Source organism: Cognatishimia maritima (assembly GCF_900129685.1).
GTDB lineage: Bacteria > Pseudomonadota > Alphaproteobacteria > Rhodobacterales > Rhodobacteraceae > Cognatishimia > Cognatishimia maritima.
Window position 1 is genome coordinate 612,234 of sequence record NZ_FQWM01000001.1, and the last position, 16,211, is coordinate 628,444.

Genomic DNA, 16,211 nt, shown 5'->3' on the forward strand with positions numbered 1-16,211 from the left:
TTGAAACTTGAAGACAGCGTTTAGCCAAGCTTTGTGGGGCGTGCAAGCATGTGTCGCCTGTAGATCTCGATCATCCAGCCAAGCGCGATCCCATTCAGGATGTGCCACATGAAATGGGTGCCAAGCGGCAGGATGTTGCACAAAGGTTCATCAATGGAGCGGAAGAAGAGCGAAAGACACACGATGGACGCACCGATGGCCAGACCTTTCGCTGTTTGAAGCGCCCCGTTTCGAAGCCCAAAGGCGTAGATAAAGATCAATAACGGCACAGGGCCATAAGCAGCGGAGCTTTCAAAACCAGGGATTTGCTGGAACAGCGGCACCAATGCTGCCGTGTAGGGAAAGAATAACACCACAGCGAGGGCCGCAATCCACCATTTTTGCCCGTAGAAATCGCGTGTCGCCGCAAAGATGTAGACGAGAATATAGAGGATGATCGGGAAAACATCCGCCATCCCAGCCCACGTCTGTGCAAAGGTGTGGAAAAGAAAGCTTCCGATGCCGATGGCAAACAGAATGATGCATAAAAGCTGCGCAATCCGCAGCCCATCGCTGCGCCGCCACATGATAATGGCCGCAATCAGAAACGCCGCGTTGGTGATTGCATTGACTGGCTCTGCCCAAAAGGACGGATCAATACGTTCGCAATAACCGTCAACAGATTGAGTGAGGTCCATGGGCTTCTCCGACTCATTGAATTAGCTTAGCGTCAACTTAGAATATGGAGCGAGAAAATGGTTTTCGATAAGGAAATTGAGCAGTTTGGAAGTGAGATCGTCCGCAATGCGGTCGAGCAAGGTATGCAAGAAGCGCTCAACCACATAAGGTACAACACCGGAAAAGCTGCAAGCGCACACGTTGAAAAAGCAATTGGCATAGCCGCACGAAGCGCAATGCGCGCGTTCTTCTCAAATCACGAATTGATTGGGTCGTTTTCAATTTCTCTGAGAACTGAAAACGGTGATACCTTTGACTTGGCGGAGGAGTTTGGTGCCCCCCTGATCGTAGCATTTGACGAAGACGGCTGGTTGGAAAATTGATCAACATCTAGGTGGATCTTTTTTGCAAACGGTATGGTCTGGCCCACTATTGTGACTGCAAATGCCTGTCCAAGCGTGAATGTGATTGAGCCTGAGGCGATGACGCCCATCGAGCTATAGGCGCACTCGAAGCCATAGGATTAGAGTATTTTTGCAAATAAGAAGGTCAGGACCGTTTTTCTTGAAAGAATGTCTTTAGCAGATCTTCGCAAGCTTCCGCTGAAATCCCATCATAGACTTCAGGTCTGTGATGGCTTTGCGGGTGGTCAAAGACACGCGGGCCTTGGGCCACGCCGCCGGATTTGGGATCAGTCGCGCCATAATACACCCGCGCGATGCGGGCTTGGGAAATGGCCGAGGCGCACATAGGGCATGGCTCTAGCGTCACGTATAGGTCACAGCCCGGCAGGCGTTCTGATCCGAGCGCCTGACACGCTGCCCGGATGGCAAGGATTTCGGCGTGCCCGGTGGGATCAATCAATTCACGTGTACGGTTGCCCGCGCTAGCCAGCACAATGCCATCCGGGCCGACAAGCACCGCGCCAACAGGCACTTCGCTCCGTGTGGCGGCGGCGCGCGCTTCTTCCAGCGCTTGGTCCATATGGCTCTTAAACCGGGTCATCAAAATCAGATGCCCGATGATTGGCCCTTTCGCAATGGGGCATTCAAATGTAGGAGAGGCAAATGAGCCAGAAACAACCCCCAAAGACACCCGCAGGCGACCGTATTGCCAAAGTTCTCTCCCGTGCAGGTGTCGCCTCGCGGCGGGATGCAGAGCGCATGATCGAGGCGGGACGCGTTTCTGTGAATGGCGAGGTTCTGACCTCCCCAGCCCTGAATGTGACGGCGCGCGACCAGATCGAAGTTGACGGCAAACCGATTGGTGAAAAAGAGCCAGAGCGGATCTGGCTTTACCACAAGCCTGTGGGGCGCGTGACAACCCATAAGGATGACAAAGATCGCGAGACGATCTTTGACGACCTGCCAGAAGACATGCCGAAACACGTTCTGACTGTAGGGCGGCTTGATTTGAACTCTGAAGGTCTGCTGCTTTTGACCAACGACGGAGAGGTCAAGAGAAAGCTGGAACTGCCTTCAACCGGCTGGGTGCGCAAATACCGCGTCCGCGTCAACGGGCGTCCGACAGAAGAGACGTTCACGCCTCTGCGTCGCGGGATCACGGTGGATGGAGAGAAGTTCGCGCCGATGGTGATCAGCCTGGACCGCCAGCAAGGCGCGAATGCCTGGATCACTGTGTCGCTTAAAGAAGGCAAAAACCGCGAAATCCGGCGCGCGATGGCCGAAATTGGTTTGACCGTGAACCGCCTGATCCGTGTGGCCTATGGACCGTTTCAACTCGGCGATCTGAAACCCGGCGCGGTGGACGAAGTGCGTCCACGCGTAGTGCGCGATCATTTGGGATTGGAAGGCGCTGTGCCGCCAGAAAGCCGCAAGACACCGCAACGGCGTCGCAAACCGGGCGCAGCCAATTTTGATGGCGGGAAAACGAAGTCTGGCGCGCCGACAGAACGCGCCAATTCAAAAGGCGCCCCGCGTGGTCGCGGATTTGCCGGTGGAAAGCCACCAACAGACCCCACCAAACGCGGACCAGGACCAATGGCAAAGGGCAAGCCGCGCAGCGGTACACCCACCTCAAGGTCAAAGCCCACAGGTGGCCTGCCGACTGGACCAAAAGGGTCAAAGCGTCGCTGAGAGCCGCTAAGGCGCCGGCATGCCTTGGCAGGCAAACCCTTGCCGTGACAGCATAAGAACCGGGAAAAAGACAGCAATCCCCCTAGTAACACGCTGCCAATGTCCCTAGATTCGACCTGAGTATCGTGGGTATCGGGGGATTGGCGTTATGTCCGCAACAGGGTTGCAGAAACTGGCATTTGTTCTGCTTGTCATATTGATGCTTTACGTCGCCATGGCAGGAGGCGGCGCATAATGGCCCAGAGATATGGCGGAAAATTCAGCCCGGACGGCGCGACCACGGACAAAGCCGATACCAAACCCGGCCCATTTCTAAATGCCAAACGCAGCCGCACTGGCGTGCGCGTTAATTTGCTGTTTCTTGCCCCCCTGCCCCTGATTTGGAAAGCCTTCACTTCGTCGCCTGTGTCGATGGGGCTGTACCTCTTGGCCCTTGGCACGCTGATGCTGGCCGCTTGGCTGACCCGCGAAGGAATCGTTGCGCAGGAAGCCTATGACGCACGCAAAGTCGCGCGTCGCCCTGCTCTGCCCCGCAAAATGGCAGGGTCGCTGCTGACCGGGCTTGGCCTTGGGGTGGCTGGTATGGCTGGCTTTGGCATGGTCGAAGCGGTGATTTTCACAATCGTGGGCATACTGCTCCATAGCCTTGCCTTTGGTGTAGACCCACTGCGCAACAAGGGCGTTGATGGCGTTGACCTGCATCAGACCGACCGCGTGGCGCGCGCCGTAGATGAGGCTGAAAAGCACCTCACCGCGATGTCAGACGCCATTAAACGCGCAGGCGACCGCAAAATGGAACGCCGCGTCGAAGATTTTCAGAAAACCGCGCGTGATCTCTTTCGCACCATCGAAGATGACCCGCGTGATCTGACCTCCGCGCGCAAATACCTAAGCGTCTATTTGAAGGGCGCACGCGACGCGACTGCGAAGTTTGCCGATGTCTACAGTCGCAATCAAAGTGCCGAGGCGCGTGAGGGTTATGCCGCTCTGCTTGATGATCTTGAACAGAATTTCGCTGCCCGGACGCAAAAACTCTTGCTGAATGATCATTCAGACCTGACGATTGAAATCGACGTGTTGCGCGAAAGGCTGCAACGCGAGGGCATCCGCAACGACGCCTGATATTCGTAAAACGAGGGGAATTACATGTCTGACACTGTACGTCAAAAAGCCGAGGCCGCCTTGGCCGAGGTCGAAGAAGTCACCGCTGTGGTGCTGCCAGAACCGGTGGAAGCCAACGCCATCGTCCCATTAGCAGAGGCCGACGCGCCGACCAGCGATGAAATCGCCAAACGCATGGCCGAGCTGAACATGGAAGACACCAATTCCATCGTGACTTTCGGCTCATCCGCTCAGGCCGAGTTGCAGGAAATCAGCCAAGCCATGCTTCAGGATGTGCGCAACAAAGATGTCGGCCCCGCCGGCGACAGCCTGCGCAATATCGTGACCACAATTCGCGGCTTTTCAGTGTCGGAACTGGATGTGCGCCGGGAACGGTCCTTCTGGGAAAAACTGCTGGGACGCGCTGCGCCTTTTGCGAAATTCACCGCGCGATTTGAGGAAGTTCAGGACCAGATTGACCGCATCACCGACAACCTTCTGGATCACGAACATAAGCTGATGAAGGACATTAAGTCCTTGGATTTGCTTTATGAAAAGACGCTGACCTTCTATGATGAACTGGCGCTGTATATCGCGGCAGGCGAGGCCAAAATTGCAGAATTGGATGGCCGCGACATTCCTGCCAAGGAAGCAGAGGTGCAAGCCGCGCCTGAAGATAAGCAGGTGATGAAGGCGCAAGAATTGCGCGATCTGCGCGCCGCCCGAGATGATCTGGAACGCCGGGTGCATGACCTGAAACTGACCCGTCAGGTCACGATGCAGTCGCTGCCCTCAATCCGGTTGGTGCAGGAAAACGACAAATCGCTCGTCACCAAGATCAACTCGACCCTCGTCAATACGGTGCCCCTGTGGGAGACCCAACTGGCGCAGGCAGTCACCATCCAACGCTCTGCCGAAGCGGCTGCGGCTGTACGCGATGCCAATGACCTGACCAACGAGCTTTTGACCGCAAACGCGAAAAATCTGCGCGAAAGCAATAAGATGATCCGCGAAGAGATGGAACGCGGTGTCTTTGATATCGAAGCTGTGAAACAGGCCAACGCGGATCTGATCGGCACCATCGAGGAAAGCCTGCAAATCGCGGATGAAGGCAAGGCCAAACGTGCCGCAGCCGAGGAAGACCTGAAAGCCATGGAGGCTGAACTGCGCGACACGCTTGCAGCCGCCAAGGCCAAGGCGACCGGTCTGGGCGATACCGTTGCGACCTCTGCGGGCGCTGAATAAGCAAAATGCGAGGGGCCGTAGTCAAATCCATGCTGGCCGCAGGCGTCCTTGGCGCCTGCACGCTCGCCGCGCCCGAAAGTGCGCCGGTCAAGCCGACACCTGTCGCGCTGCCCCTGCCTGCGGCCCCAAGCCAACAAAGTGAAGCCATCCGCCGCTACTACGCCCATCTGCAAGAGGACCTGCTGGTTCAGGGGTTGATGCGGGTTGACGGCGGCGGACCGGACACACCCTATAGCGCCACGATGTTGGCGCGGAACTTTGAACGCATTGCCTTTTACGACGAACATGAAATCGGCGCGCGCCTGCAGGCCTCAAGCGGCGAAGCGCGGCTTTTGGCACGTTGGGAAGCCCCCGTGCGGGTCGCGGTTGAATTTGGCCCAAGCGTGCCATCAGAACAGCAAAAGGCCGACAGCGCCTTTGTTGCCCGATTTACGAACCGGTTGGGTCGCATCACCCGGCACCCGGTGCGGGCCGTGTCAGGGCGCGCGAATTTCCATGTCTTGGTGATTGGCGAAGACGATCGCACGGCCATGCAAACGCGTTTTGCGGCGCTTCTGCCCGATCTCTCGACCGCCAATCGCAGACTCCTGCAGAATCTGCCGCGCGACATGCATTGCCTTGTGGTCGTCAGCCACGAAGACAGCGCTAAGCCGCGCATCACCTCTGCCGTCGCCATTGTGCGCGCAGAGCACCCAACGCTGCTTCGCCAGGCCTGTTTCCACGAAGAAATCGCGCAGGGCATGGGTCTTGTGAACGACAGCCCCAACGCGCGCCCCTCAATTTTCAACGACGATGATGAGTTCGCTTATCTCACCAGCCATGATGAGAAATTGCTGCAAATGCTGTATGATCCGCGCCTTCGGATTGGCATGACTGCGTATGAGGCCCGCCCCATCGTCAAACAAATGGCCGGCGAATTGACCGCGCCGAACACGTAACACAGTAAGGAGTGTCCCATGGGTATTTTCGATTTTCTCAAAGGCGAATTTATCGACGTCATTCATTGGACGGATGACACACGCGACACGATGGTTTGGCGGTTTGAACGCGAAGGCCATGAGATCAAATATGGTGCCAAGCTGACGGTCCGCGAAGGTCAGGCTGCCGTGTTTGTGCACGAGGGCCAATTGGCGGATGTCTTTACGCCCGGTCTTTACATGCTTGAAACCAACAACATGCCGATTATGACCACGCTGCAGCATTGGGACCACGCCTTTCAAAGCCCATTCAAGTCGGAGATCTATTTCGTCAACACCACGCGATTCAATGATCTGAAATGGGGCACCAAGAACCCAATCATGGCGCGCGACCCCGAATTTGGCCCCGTGCGGTTGCGCTCATACGGCACTTATTCGATCCGCGTGACAGACCCGGCGCGTTTTTTGACTGAAATCGTCGGCACCGATGGCGAATTCACGATGGACGAAATCTCGTTCCAGATCCGTAATATCATCGTGCAAGAGTTTTCTCGTGTGATCGCTGGCTCAGGCATTCCGGTGCTGGATATGGCGGCGAATACCGCTGAGTTTGGCAAGATTGTCGCCGAAGCGATCGATCCCGTGATCGCCCAATATGGTCTGTCGATCCCAGAACTATATATCGAAAACATCTCGCTGCCCCCTGCCGTGGAACAGGCACTGGATGACCGCACATCGCGCGGGATTGCTGGAAACCTCAATGACCATATGCGCTGGAAAGCGGCTGAGGCCGTGGGCAAAGGCGGCGGCGCAGGCGATGCCATGGGTGCGGGCCTTGGGGCTGGTCTGGGCATGGCCATGGCCGGCAACGTGATGCAGCAAGGTTTTGGCGGTACCACCCAGACGATGGGGCCATGGGGCATGACGCAGTCTCCGGCTGCTCAGCCTGCACCGCCGCCACCACCCGTGGAACATGTGTGGCACATCGCGGAAAACGGCAAAACCACTGGCCCGTTTTCCAAGGCACGTCTGGGCCAGATGGCCGCCGAGGGCACGTTGAAACGTGAAACCTATGTCTGGACGGCAGGGCAAGACGGCTGGAAACCTGCGGGCGACGTGCAGGAACTTGCGCAGCTTTTTACAATAATGCCGCCGCCCCCACCGCCGGGTGTGTAATGCCAGCCGTTTTGAAAGCATAGAATACACGACCACCCATGACCGACACGCCCCCGCCACCCCCCGCGCCGCAAGCTGCGCATCGTTTTCCTTGCGACCAATGCGGGGCGGATTTTCGCTTTGATCCAAAGGAATCTCAACTCGTCTGCGATCACTGCGGCAATACCGCCGAGGTCAAAGACACGGGACCTTGGAAAGGGTCGATCAACGAGTTGGATTTCGTTTCTGCGATCAACAATCAACTGCCTGCTCAGGAAATCGAAGAGACCCGCGTGTCGACTTGCCCGAACTGCGCGGCGCAAGTTGAATTTGATGTCGTAAACCACTCAAAAGAATGTCCCTTTTGCGCAACTCCCGTGGTGACAGACACCGGGCGGCACCGGCATATCAAACCCAAGGGCGTTCTGCCTTTCGCCCTGAATGAACGCGCCGCCAACCGTGCCATGACGGATTGGCTGGGCAAGCTTTGGTTTGCCCCTAATGGGCTGCAGGAATACGCCCGAAAAGGTCGCAAGATGGACGGCATCTATGTCCCCTATTGGACCTTTGATGCCGACACCAAATCCTCCTATCGCGGAGAGCGCGGGACCGAATACCATCAAACCCGCACTGTCATGCGCGATGGCAAGCCGCAGCAACAGACCGTGACCAAGGTCCGTTGGCGTCCGGTCTCTGGCCGGGTGGCGCGGTTCTTTGACGATGTTCTGGTGCTGGCCTCCAAAAGCCTCCCGAAAAAATTCACCGACGCGCTGCCGCCTTGGGATCTTGATGCGCTGGAACCTTACCGGCCAGAGTTCCTCGCCGGGTTTCGTGCCGAGGGCTACGCGGTGGAACTGAATGAAGGCTTTGTTGAAGCGCGCGCGCTGATGGATCGCGTGATCCTGCGGGACGTGAAATTTGACATCGGCGGCGACCGCCAGCGGGTGCATGACATCAACACCGCCGTGTCGGATGTGACCTTCAAACATATCCTGCTGCCTGTTTGGATGGCCGCCTACAAATACCGTGGCAAGACCTACCGCTTTGTCGTGAATGGCCGTACAGGCCGCGTTCAGGGCGAACGCCCTTGGTCCGCTTGGAAAATCGCCTTTGCCGTGCTACTGGGCGCCATCGTGGCGGCTGGCATTGGATATGTGGTCGCAACGAACCAATAATTTCAAAAGGTTAAGACAATGCGCGCTTTGATCCAAAGAGTGTCCGAAGCCGCCGTGCGAGTGGATGGCGAAGGTGTGGGTGAGATCAATCAAGGCCTGCTAGTCCTGATCTGCGCCATGAAAGGCGACACAGAGGCCGAGGCCGACCGGTTGGCCGCCAAAATCAGCAAACTGCGCATCTTCACCGACGAAAACGGCAAGATGAACAAATCCGTTCAGGACATCGGCGGCAGCGCGTTGGTCGTCAGCCAATTCACGCTTGCGGCCGATACAAAAACCGGCAATCGCCCCGGTTTCTCAACCGCCTGCGGTGCCGAAGAAGGCAATGCCTTCTACGATTATTTCGCAGACGCTTTGGCGCAAACCGGTGTCCCAATTGCAAAGGGAGTATTTGGCGCGGACATGAAGGTTTCGCTTGTGAATGACGGCCCGGTGACGATTTGGATTGATACCGATCAGTGGAAATAGGCCCGAAGGCTAGCCTGTCTTTTTCACAAATTTGGTCAGGATGACGATACGCTGCCCCTCAACACGGCCTTCAATCTGCCCATCATTGTCCTGCACTAGTGAAATATTGCGCACAGGTGTCCCGCGCTTGGCCGTAAATCCTGCGCCCTTTACGGGCAGGTCCTTTATCAACACCACATTGTCGCCCGCGCCTAAAACTGCACCGTTGCTGTCGCGGTGCACAATATCGCTGGCACTTGGCGTTGCTGCTTCCGCCCATTCAAGGGTCGCAGGGTCTAGGTACGCAATTTCTAAAAGATCTCGCGCCCAAGGCGCTTCTGGCAGAGCCTTCAATAGCCGGTAAGCGAGCACCTGAGTTGCCGCGTCTGTGGACCAAATCGCTTCGTGGAGGCACTGCCAATGCGGTGCATCGCTGATCTCCCCGGTTGCAGCTGCGTGACAAGTCGCGCAAAGCGCAAGGCTCTCATCGTGAGGCGCTATAGGTAGCTCGATCAGATCAAAATCAACAGAACATAGGGCGCAGGCCATGGCGGGCTCCTTGGCGAAATACGGCGGATCACGCCCGCTTATGGCCCCGACAGGAACTTAGATCCAGACGCAATCGATTAGACCGACAATGTCGCTTGTACTGCCCGTTTCCATGCGGCGTATTTGTCTTCGCGGAAGGGTTCCTGCATTTTCGGCTCAAAAGTCCGGTCCAAGGCCCATGTTGCCGCAAAGCCGTCTTGGTCGGGGTAAACCCCTGCCCGCATGCCTGCCAACCACGCCACACCCAATGCTGTGCTTTCCAGAACGGTCGGGCGATCCACGGGCGCACCGGTGATGTCGGCGAGGAACTGCATCGCCCAATCGCTGGCGGTCATGCCTCCGTCGACGCGCAACTTTGCGTCCGCGCCCTCGCCCATGTCACCATGCATTGCTTCCAACAGGTCACGCGTCTGAAAGCCGACGCTTTCCAACGCCGCCCGCGCGAATTCGGCGGGACCAGAGCCGCGCGTCAGCCCATAGACCGCGCCCCGGCAATCCGGTGCCCAATACGGCGCGCCAAGCCCTGTAAAAGCGGGCACAAGGATCAGGTCCTGCGCCTTGTCGGCCTGTTCTGCGAGTGCCTGCGTTTCGCTGGCGTTTTCGATGATGCCAAGACCATCGCGCAGCCACTGCACCACCGCGCCAGCAATGAAAATCGCGCCTTCCAGTGCGTAGGTCGGTTTGCCGTCGAGCTGATAGCCAATGGTTGTCAAAAGCCGGTTTTTTGAGGTCACAGGCGTATCACCTGTGTTCAGAAGCGCAAAACAACCGGTGCCATAGGTGGATTTCAACATGCCTGGCTCAAAGCAGGCGTTCCCGATTGTGGCCGCCTGCTGGTCCCCTGCGACGCCAAGGATCGGCACCTCGGCCCCAAAAATACCTGCGTCTGTGGTGCCAAAATCGGCCGCGCAGTCCAACACCTCGGGCAGCATCGCTTGCGGGATGTCCAGAAGGTCACAAATCCGGCTGCTCCATTTGCCCTTGTGGATGTCATAGAGCATCGTCCGCGCGGCATTGGTGGCATCAGTGACATGGCGCTTGCCGCCGGTCAGGTTCCAGATCAGCCAACTGTCGACCGTCCCAAACGCCAATTGCCCCAGACGTGCGCGAGCGTGCAGACCCTCGTTGTGGTCCAAAATCCACTTCACTTTGGTCGACGAAAAATACGGGTCCAGCAAAAGGCCCGTCGTTTCGGTGATCAGCGGCTCGTGACCTTCGGTTTTCAGGATGCGGCAGATGTCGGCGGTGCGGCGGTCCTGCCAGACAATGGCGTTGTGCACAGGTTCGCCGGTCTGGCGATCCCAGACCAATGTCGTTTCGCGCTGGTTGGTGATGCCAATGGCGGTGATGTCGCCCATCGTCAGCCCGGCATCGGCCACCGCGGCCTTGCAGGTCGACAGCGTTGTGGTCCACAGGTCAATTGGGTCGTGTTCGACCCAGCCCGAGGCAGGGAAATGCTGTTTGAATTCTTCCTGGGCGCTGGTGACGATTTTCATCTGAGCGTCAAAGACAATCGCCCGTGTCGATGTCGTCCCTTGGTCAATGGCCAGAATATAAGTCATGCGGTCCTCACCCTATCTTTGCAGCTTTCCCAGCATTCAAACGAACAATGGCGTTGTGTCAGGAGGGCGCAACCAGCACGGATGCTCCGCCCTCCCAAACGCAACATGGGCCTTTCCTAGCGGCTTGATGCGCGTTTGAAAAGATATGAATGCAAAAACAACATTCACATCGGGCCAAAATCACATCAAAATCTGATAAACACGGCGCAATCACACCGCGTCGCCCGACCACTCCCAAGGTCTGGTGAAGTTACCCAGCACTTCGGCGACCGCTGCTTCCCTGGATTTATCGCCTGACAACTGCGCCACAAGTCCGCGCCGTTTGTCGTCAATCACCTCTGAAACCTGCACGTCCAGACCGGCCTCAGCCAAGGCCGCGTCATAAACGCGCGTAATGGCGCGCTTGCGCAAGTCAGGCTTAAACACCTTCCCCACAGCGGTCTTGGGCAATTCATCCAGAACCTCGACATGTTTCGGCTGCGCGGCGCGTTCATGCACATGTGTCTTGGCGTGCGCCATCAATTCTTCGGCGGTTGCCGAGGCACCTTCGACCAGTTCCACATAGGCGCAGGGCAGTTCGCCTGAATGCTTATCAGGTTGCCCAATCACGCCTGCCATGGCGACGGCGGGGTGCAATACCAATGCTTCTTCAATTTCAGCCGGGTCAATATTGTGCCCGCCACGGATAATCAGGTCTTTGGCCCGCCCTGTGATCCAGACATAGCCGTCTGCATCAACGCGCCCAAGATCGCCCGTGCGAAGAAAACGATCCTGATAATAGAGGTCCTTGTTGTTCAACACGTCGGTGTAGGTACTGCCCACGTAGACACCTGGGCTGGCTATACAGATTTCGCCAACCTCATCGGTCTTGCATTCCGCCGGTCCCTCATCTGTCTGAGCGACGATCTTGACCTCGGTATGTGGGAACGGGATGCCGACTGATCCGACCTTCTTTTTGCCATCAACCGGGTTGCAAGACACAAGGCAAGTCGCCTCTGTCAGCCCATAGCCCTCGACAATGGTAATGTCGGACGCCTTCTCAAACCGTTTGAACAATTCGATCGGCATGGGGGCAGAGCCTGAAAACGCCACTTCGACCGATGAAATATCGGCGTTTACGGGGCGTTGCATCAGGGCCGAAACCGCGGTGGGCACGGTGATAATAAAAGTGATGTTCCATCGCTCGATCAGCTTCCAGAAATTGTCAAAGACGCCCTCGCCGCGATAGCCTTGCGGGGTTGGGAACACCACATGCGCGCCCGAGGCAATCGCCGACATCATAATGACCTGCACTGCAAAAACGTGAAACAGCGGCAGCGGGCACATGATCGTATCGTTTTCATCAAACAGCAGTCGCTGACCGATCCAACCGTTGTAGACCATGCCTTCATAACAATGCTGGGCCACCTTTGGCATACCCGTGGTGCCGCCCGTGTGGAAATAGGCCCCGACCCGGTTGCCTGTGCTGTCATCAAAACTCAACGTGACGGGCTGCTTTGCCATCTCGGCCCGAAAATCCAGAACCTTGGCCTTATGACGAACAGGGTTCTTCGGGCGGATCAACGGCACGATCCAACTTTTGGGCGGGGTAAGATACCGCAGCAGGTCGACCTCAAGCACCGTATGCACATCCGGCGCTAGCGCCACGGCCTCTGCCACTTTCTGCGGCACATCGGTCTTTGGAAACGCCTTAAGCGTCACCACAACCTTGGCCCCTGTTTCGCGCAGGATCGAGGCGATTTGTTCGGGATCAAGCAGCGGGTTGATTGGGTTGGCTACGCCTGCGATCATCCCACCAAAAAGCGCAAACAGCGTTTCATTGGCGTTGGGCAGCACATAGGCGACGCTGTCCCCCTCGTTGATCCCAAGGTCCCGAAAAAGGTTCGCGGCTTGCACGGACTGGCGATGCAGGTCTGCCCATGTCAGGGTTTCCGCCTTGTCCTTCGGGCCTGAGGTCAGTTGATAACTGACGGCAGGTCGATCCGGGAACTTGTCCATCACCCGTGTCAGAAAATCATAAAATGTGGTTGCGACATCGCGGTCTGCCCATGGCATTTCTTGCTCAATCGCGTTGCGTTCTTCCATTGATGCGAAAGTCATCGCACTCCTCCCCTTGCCTGACCGCCCCTTGATTTAGGGCTTGTTGGCCGCGTCTGAGTTCGCGACATCTCTGCCCACGACGCAAGCTTACCTATGGGTCAACCTTAGCGCTGACGTGGCGTCGGGCAACCTTGAAATGTGTGCTTAAAGGGAAAGAGTCAACTTATGTGAGAAGTGACCTAGGCCGCCATACCGTCTGTGAATTGCAGCCGGGCCAGCTTGGCATATAGCCCATCCTGCGCGACCAATTCGTCATGGCGGCCCTGCGCAACGATCTCACCCTGATCCATCACGATAATACGGTCTGCCTTCTTAACGGTCGCAAGCCTGTGAGCAACAATCACTGTCGTGCGGCTTTGGGCGAGGTCATCGACCGCCAGCTGCACCAAACGTTCGCTTTCGGCATCGAGCGCCGACGTCGCCTCGTCCAACAGCAACACCGGCGCATCGCGCAGAATGGCGCGCGCAATGGCAATCCGTTGCTTTTGCCCGCCCGACAACATCACGCCACGCTCGCCCACATAGCTTTCATAGCCTTCGGGCAGCTTCTGGATAAATTCATGCGCGGCAGCGGCTTTGGCGGCGGCTTCGACCTCGGCGTCGGTCGCGCCAGGGCGGCCAAAGCGGATATTCTCTCGCGCAGTGGCCGCAAAGATCACCGGGTCTTGTGGAACTAGGGCGATGTGCTGGCGGAAATGGTGGCGGTCCATTTCGGTCAGCGGGATACCGTCCAAAGCAACCTGCCCCGTCAGCGGATCATAAAAGCGCTGGATCAGTTGAATAATGGTGGTTTTGCCTGCGCCCGAGGGGCCGACCAAGGCCACGGTTTCCCCCGGCTGAATGGTCAGGTTCACATCCTTCAGGGCAGGAATATCCGGGCGCGCCGGGTAGTTAAAATTCACGTCCTCAAAACAGATTTCGCCCTGCACGCTCTCTGGCACAAAACGCGGCTCTGCCGGGTCTTTCACACTGTCTTCGGCCTGCAGCAACTCGACCAACCGTTCTGTTGCCCCGGCGGCGCGCTGCAATTCTCCCCAGATCTCAGACAGGGCGGCGACCGACCCTGCGACCATGACGGCATAGATCACGAATTGGATCAAAGAGCCGGGGCTCATCGTGCCAAGGCGTACATCATTGGCACCAATCCAAAGCACACCGACCACGCCGGAAAAGATCAGGAAGATCACAATCGAGGTCATCAACGCTCGGGTATTTACGCGCCGCAGGGCTGATGCCAGCGACAGATCCGTGACCTCGGCAAAGGCCTGACGGCTTTCACGCTCATGGGTGAAGGCCTGCACGGTTTGCACTGACAACAGCGCCTCGGACGCATTGCCCGAACTTTCGGCGATCCAATCCTGGTTTTCCCGCGACAGCTTGCGCAGCTTTCGCCCCAAAACAAGGATCGGAACAATCACCATTGGCACGATCAGCAAGACAAGCCCGGTCAGTTTGGCCGAAGTAAACAGCATCAAGACCAGCCCGCCCGCAAAAATCAGCATATTGCGCAGCGCGATAGAGATTGAACTGCCGATGACCGACAGGATCAGCGTCGTGTCGGTGGTGATCCGGCTCAGGACTTCACCAGTCATTATGGTTTCAAAAAACCGGGGGCTCATGCCAATGATCCGGTCAAAGACAGCCTTGCGGATGTCTGTGACCACGCGTTCCCCGAGCTTGGTCACCAGCATATAGCGCAGCGCGGTGCCTACAGCGAGCAAAGCCGCAATCCCTAAGGCGGACAGGAAATACTGATCCAGAAGGGCGGCATCTGCGGTGCTGAAGTTATCCACCACACGACGTACCGCGATGGGCATCACCAGCGAAATCCCTGCCGTCAGCACCAACGCAAGACCTGCCATCACGGCTAGGGATTTGTATGGGCGCAGAAAAGGTGCAAGTTGACGCAAGGCGCCAACATTTTTGGACTTTGCCCTATCCTCATCGGTTTTCGCCGGGGTCGGAGTGCGCGCCATAGTGTCCTCATTTCACAGTCTTGGCGTGTTAGTGACCGCCCCGCCGCGCAAGGTCAAGAGTTGACCATCACCAAAGCGGCGAAGTGTCTCCCCGCCCAGCAGAGCATGTCCCTAAGGGACCGATGTAGGCTTCGCCAAAGAAGCGCGGAAAACGATCTTTGTAGCCAGTTTGACCGAGGCGACGTCCTCTGCTCCTTCGATCTGCTGAAGCAGCGTGCGCGCGGCCCTCTGGCCCATTTCATCATGCGGCACATAGACGGTCGTTAACGCAGGGGTAATGATCTGCGCCAGTTCCATGTCATCAAACCCTGTTATCGACACGTCACCCGGCACCGATAGCCCCATCCGGCTAGCCTGCCGCATTGCCCCTGCCGCGATGACGTCATTGCCGCACAGGATGACTGTGGGTGGGTGTGGTGCATCCATCATCTCGCGGAAATGAATCGCGCCTGCGCTGATGTCATAGTCTGCTTCTCTCAAGATCAGCTGGTCTCGTGGGATGCCCGCCGCCGCCAAAGCCGCGATGACGCCATCCACACGGCCCTTCGCGCGGTCGTTGCCTTCGGTTTTGCCTGCGATGAAGCCGATGCGTTGATGGCCGTATGACAGCACTGCCTCTGTTAGCGATTGCATCGCAAGGTGGTTGTCAAAACCGACCGAGGGCACCGGCCCGTCTTCGCTGTAGGTCCAAGCGGCGACTGTGGGAACGCCGTGACGCTTCAGATAGTCATAGGTCTCTGGCTCTCGTTCAAAGCCCACCAGCAGAATGCCATCTACGCCGCGTGCAACCAGATTGCGAATTTGCTCTCGTTCTGCAACGGGGTCATAGGCGGAACTGCCGACAAGCAGCATATAGCCGGCCTGGGCCAATTGATCCTGAAAGGCCTGCAAAGCACGCGCGAAGATCGCGTTGTTCATCGTGGGAATGACCGCGCCGATTGTCAGAGACCGTTTCGCCGCCATGGCGCGCGCGGCAAAGTTGGGTGTGTATCCCAGCTGATCGACCGCCGCCATGACGCGCTTACGGGTCGCCTCGATGACCCGGTTCGGGTCATTTAAGCAACGCGATACCGTTGCGGTCGACACGCCCGCCGCCTTGGCAACGTCCTCAAGTGTTGGGGCGGATTGGGATTTTGCCACGGCTCTCTCCTTTGGCGCGTTGCCGTCCTTCTATCACGCTTTCCGGCCTGTGCCACGCCCAAATGTAAGCGCTTGCATTTGGTGATGTAAG

Annotated in this window: 15 protein-coding genes; 8 read left to right on the forward strand and 7 right to left on the reverse strand. The window is 57.4% G+C overall.

Annotated features, from left to right (window positions below; translation table 11 throughout):
- Positions 1 to 20: 20 nt before the first annotated feature.
- A complete protein-coding gene (locus BUA39_RS03175) occupies positions 21 to 677 on the reverse strand; it encodes a ceramidase domain-containing protein (RefSeq protein ID WP_072790798.1) in 657 nt (218 codons plus the stop codon).
- A 57-nt stretch (positions 678 to 734) separates the two neighbouring features.
- On the opposite strand from BUA39_RS03175, the gene BUA39_RS03180 reads away from it, so the two are divergent.
- Entirely contained in the window at positions 735 to 1,040 is a 306-nt protein-coding gene (locus BUA39_RS03180) for a hypothetical protein (protein WP_072790802.1), read from the forward strand.
- 166 nt (positions 1,041 to 1,206) lie between these two features.
- Here BUA39_RS03180 and BUA39_RS03185 read toward each other — a convergent pair whose 3' ends face one another.
- On the reverse strand, positions 1,207 to 1,662 hold the full coding sequence (locus BUA39_RS03185; protein ID WP_072790806.1) for a nucleoside deaminase: 456 nt from the start codon (positions 1,660 to 1,662) through the stop codon (positions 1,207 to 1,209).
- Between the two features lie 62 nt (positions 1,663 to 1,724).
- On the opposite strand from BUA39_RS03185, the gene BUA39_RS03190 reads away from it, so the two are divergent.
- The 7 genes from BUA39_RS03190 (at position 1,725) to dtd (ending at position 8,814) form a co-directional block, all read left to right on the forward strand.
- Complete coding sequence (locus tag BUA39_RS03190; protein WP_072790809.1) at positions 1,725 to 2,753, forward strand: pseudouridine synthase; 1,029 nt, start codon at positions 1,725 to 1,727, stop codon at positions 2,751 to 2,753.
- A gap of 234 nt (positions 2,754 to 2,987) precedes the next feature.
- Positions 2,988 to 3,875 (forward strand): 5-bromo-4-chloroindolyl phosphate hydrolysis family protein, encoded by an 888-nt coding sequence (locus tag BUA39_RS03195; RefSeq protein WP_072790812.1) that lies wholly within the window; start codon positions 2,988 to 2,990, stop codon positions 3,873 to 3,875.
- A gap of 24 nt (positions 3,876 to 3,899) precedes the next feature.
- Entirely contained in the window at positions 3,900 to 5,099 is a 1,200-nt protein-coding gene (locus BUA39_RS03200) for a toxic anion resistance protein (RefSeq protein WP_072790816.1), read from the forward strand.
- 5 nt (positions 5,100 to 5,104) lie between these two features.
- Positions 5,105 to 6,037: a DUF2927 domain-containing protein gene (locus BUA39_RS03205; RefSeq protein ID WP_110721804.1), complete on the forward strand. Its 933-nt coding sequence runs from the start codon at positions 5,105 to 5,107 to the stop codon at positions 6,035 to 6,037.
- 18 nt (positions 6,038 to 6,055) lie between these two features.
- Entirely contained in the window at positions 6,056 to 7,192 is a 1,137-nt protein-coding gene (locus BUA39_RS03210) for an SPFH domain-containing protein (protein WP_072790822.1), read from the forward strand.
- A 38-nt stretch (positions 7,193 to 7,230) separates the two neighbouring features.
- The gene (locus tag BUA39_RS03215) at positions 7,231 to 8,346 is read left to right on the forward strand and encodes a TFIIB-type zinc ribbon-containing protein (RefSeq protein WP_072790825.1); all 1,116 of its coding nucleotides are present in this window, start codon (positions 7,231 to 7,233) and stop codon (positions 8,344 to 8,346) included.
- Positions 8,347 to 8,364: 18 nt separating this feature from the next.
- Positions 8,365 to 8,814 carry a D-aminoacyl-tRNA deacylase gene (dtd, locus tag BUA39_RS03220; protein ID WP_072790829.1) on the forward strand — a complete coding sequence of 150 codons (450 nt, stop codon included), beginning with the start codon at positions 8,365 to 8,367 and terminating at the stop codon, positions 8,812 to 8,814.
- 9 nt (positions 8,815 to 8,823) lie between these two features.
- Here dtd and BUA39_RS03225 read toward each other — a convergent pair whose 3' ends face one another.
- The 5 genes from BUA39_RS03225 to BUA39_RS03245 form a co-directional block, all read right to left on the reverse strand.
- Positions 8,824 to 9,342, reverse strand: a complete 519-nt coding sequence (locus BUA39_RS03225; protein WP_072790832.1) for an alkylphosphonate utilization protein — start codon at positions 9,340 to 9,342, stop codon at positions 8,824 to 8,826.
- Positions 9,343 to 9,419: 77 nt separating this feature from the next.
- Positions 9,420 to 10,904 carry a glycerol kinase GlpK gene (glpK, locus tag BUA39_RS03230; protein ID WP_072790835.1) on the reverse strand — a complete coding sequence of 495 codons (1,485 nt, stop codon included), beginning with the start codon at positions 10,902 to 10,904 and terminating at the stop codon, positions 9,420 to 9,422.
- A gap of 210 nt (positions 10,905 to 11,114) precedes the next feature.
- On the reverse strand, positions 11,115 to 13,004 hold the full coding sequence (locus tag BUA39_RS03235; protein ID WP_072790838.1) for an acyl-CoA synthetase: 1,890 nt from the start codon (positions 13,002 to 13,004) through the stop codon (positions 11,115 to 11,117).
- A gap of 179 nt (positions 13,005 to 13,183) precedes the next feature.
- Positions 13,184 to 14,980, reverse strand: coding sequence for an ABC transporter transmembrane domain-containing protein (locus BUA39_RS03240; protein ID WP_072790841.1), 1,797 nt, complete (start codon positions 14,978 to 14,980; stop codon positions 13,184 to 13,186).
- 111 nt (positions 14,981 to 15,091) lie between these two features.
- Positions 15,092 to 16,120: a LacI family DNA-binding transcriptional regulator gene (locus tag BUA39_RS03245; protein WP_072790844.1), complete on the reverse strand. Its 1,029-nt coding sequence runs from the start codon at positions 16,118 to 16,120 to the stop codon at positions 15,092 to 15,094.
- Positions 16,121 to 16,211 lie beyond the last annotated feature (91 nt).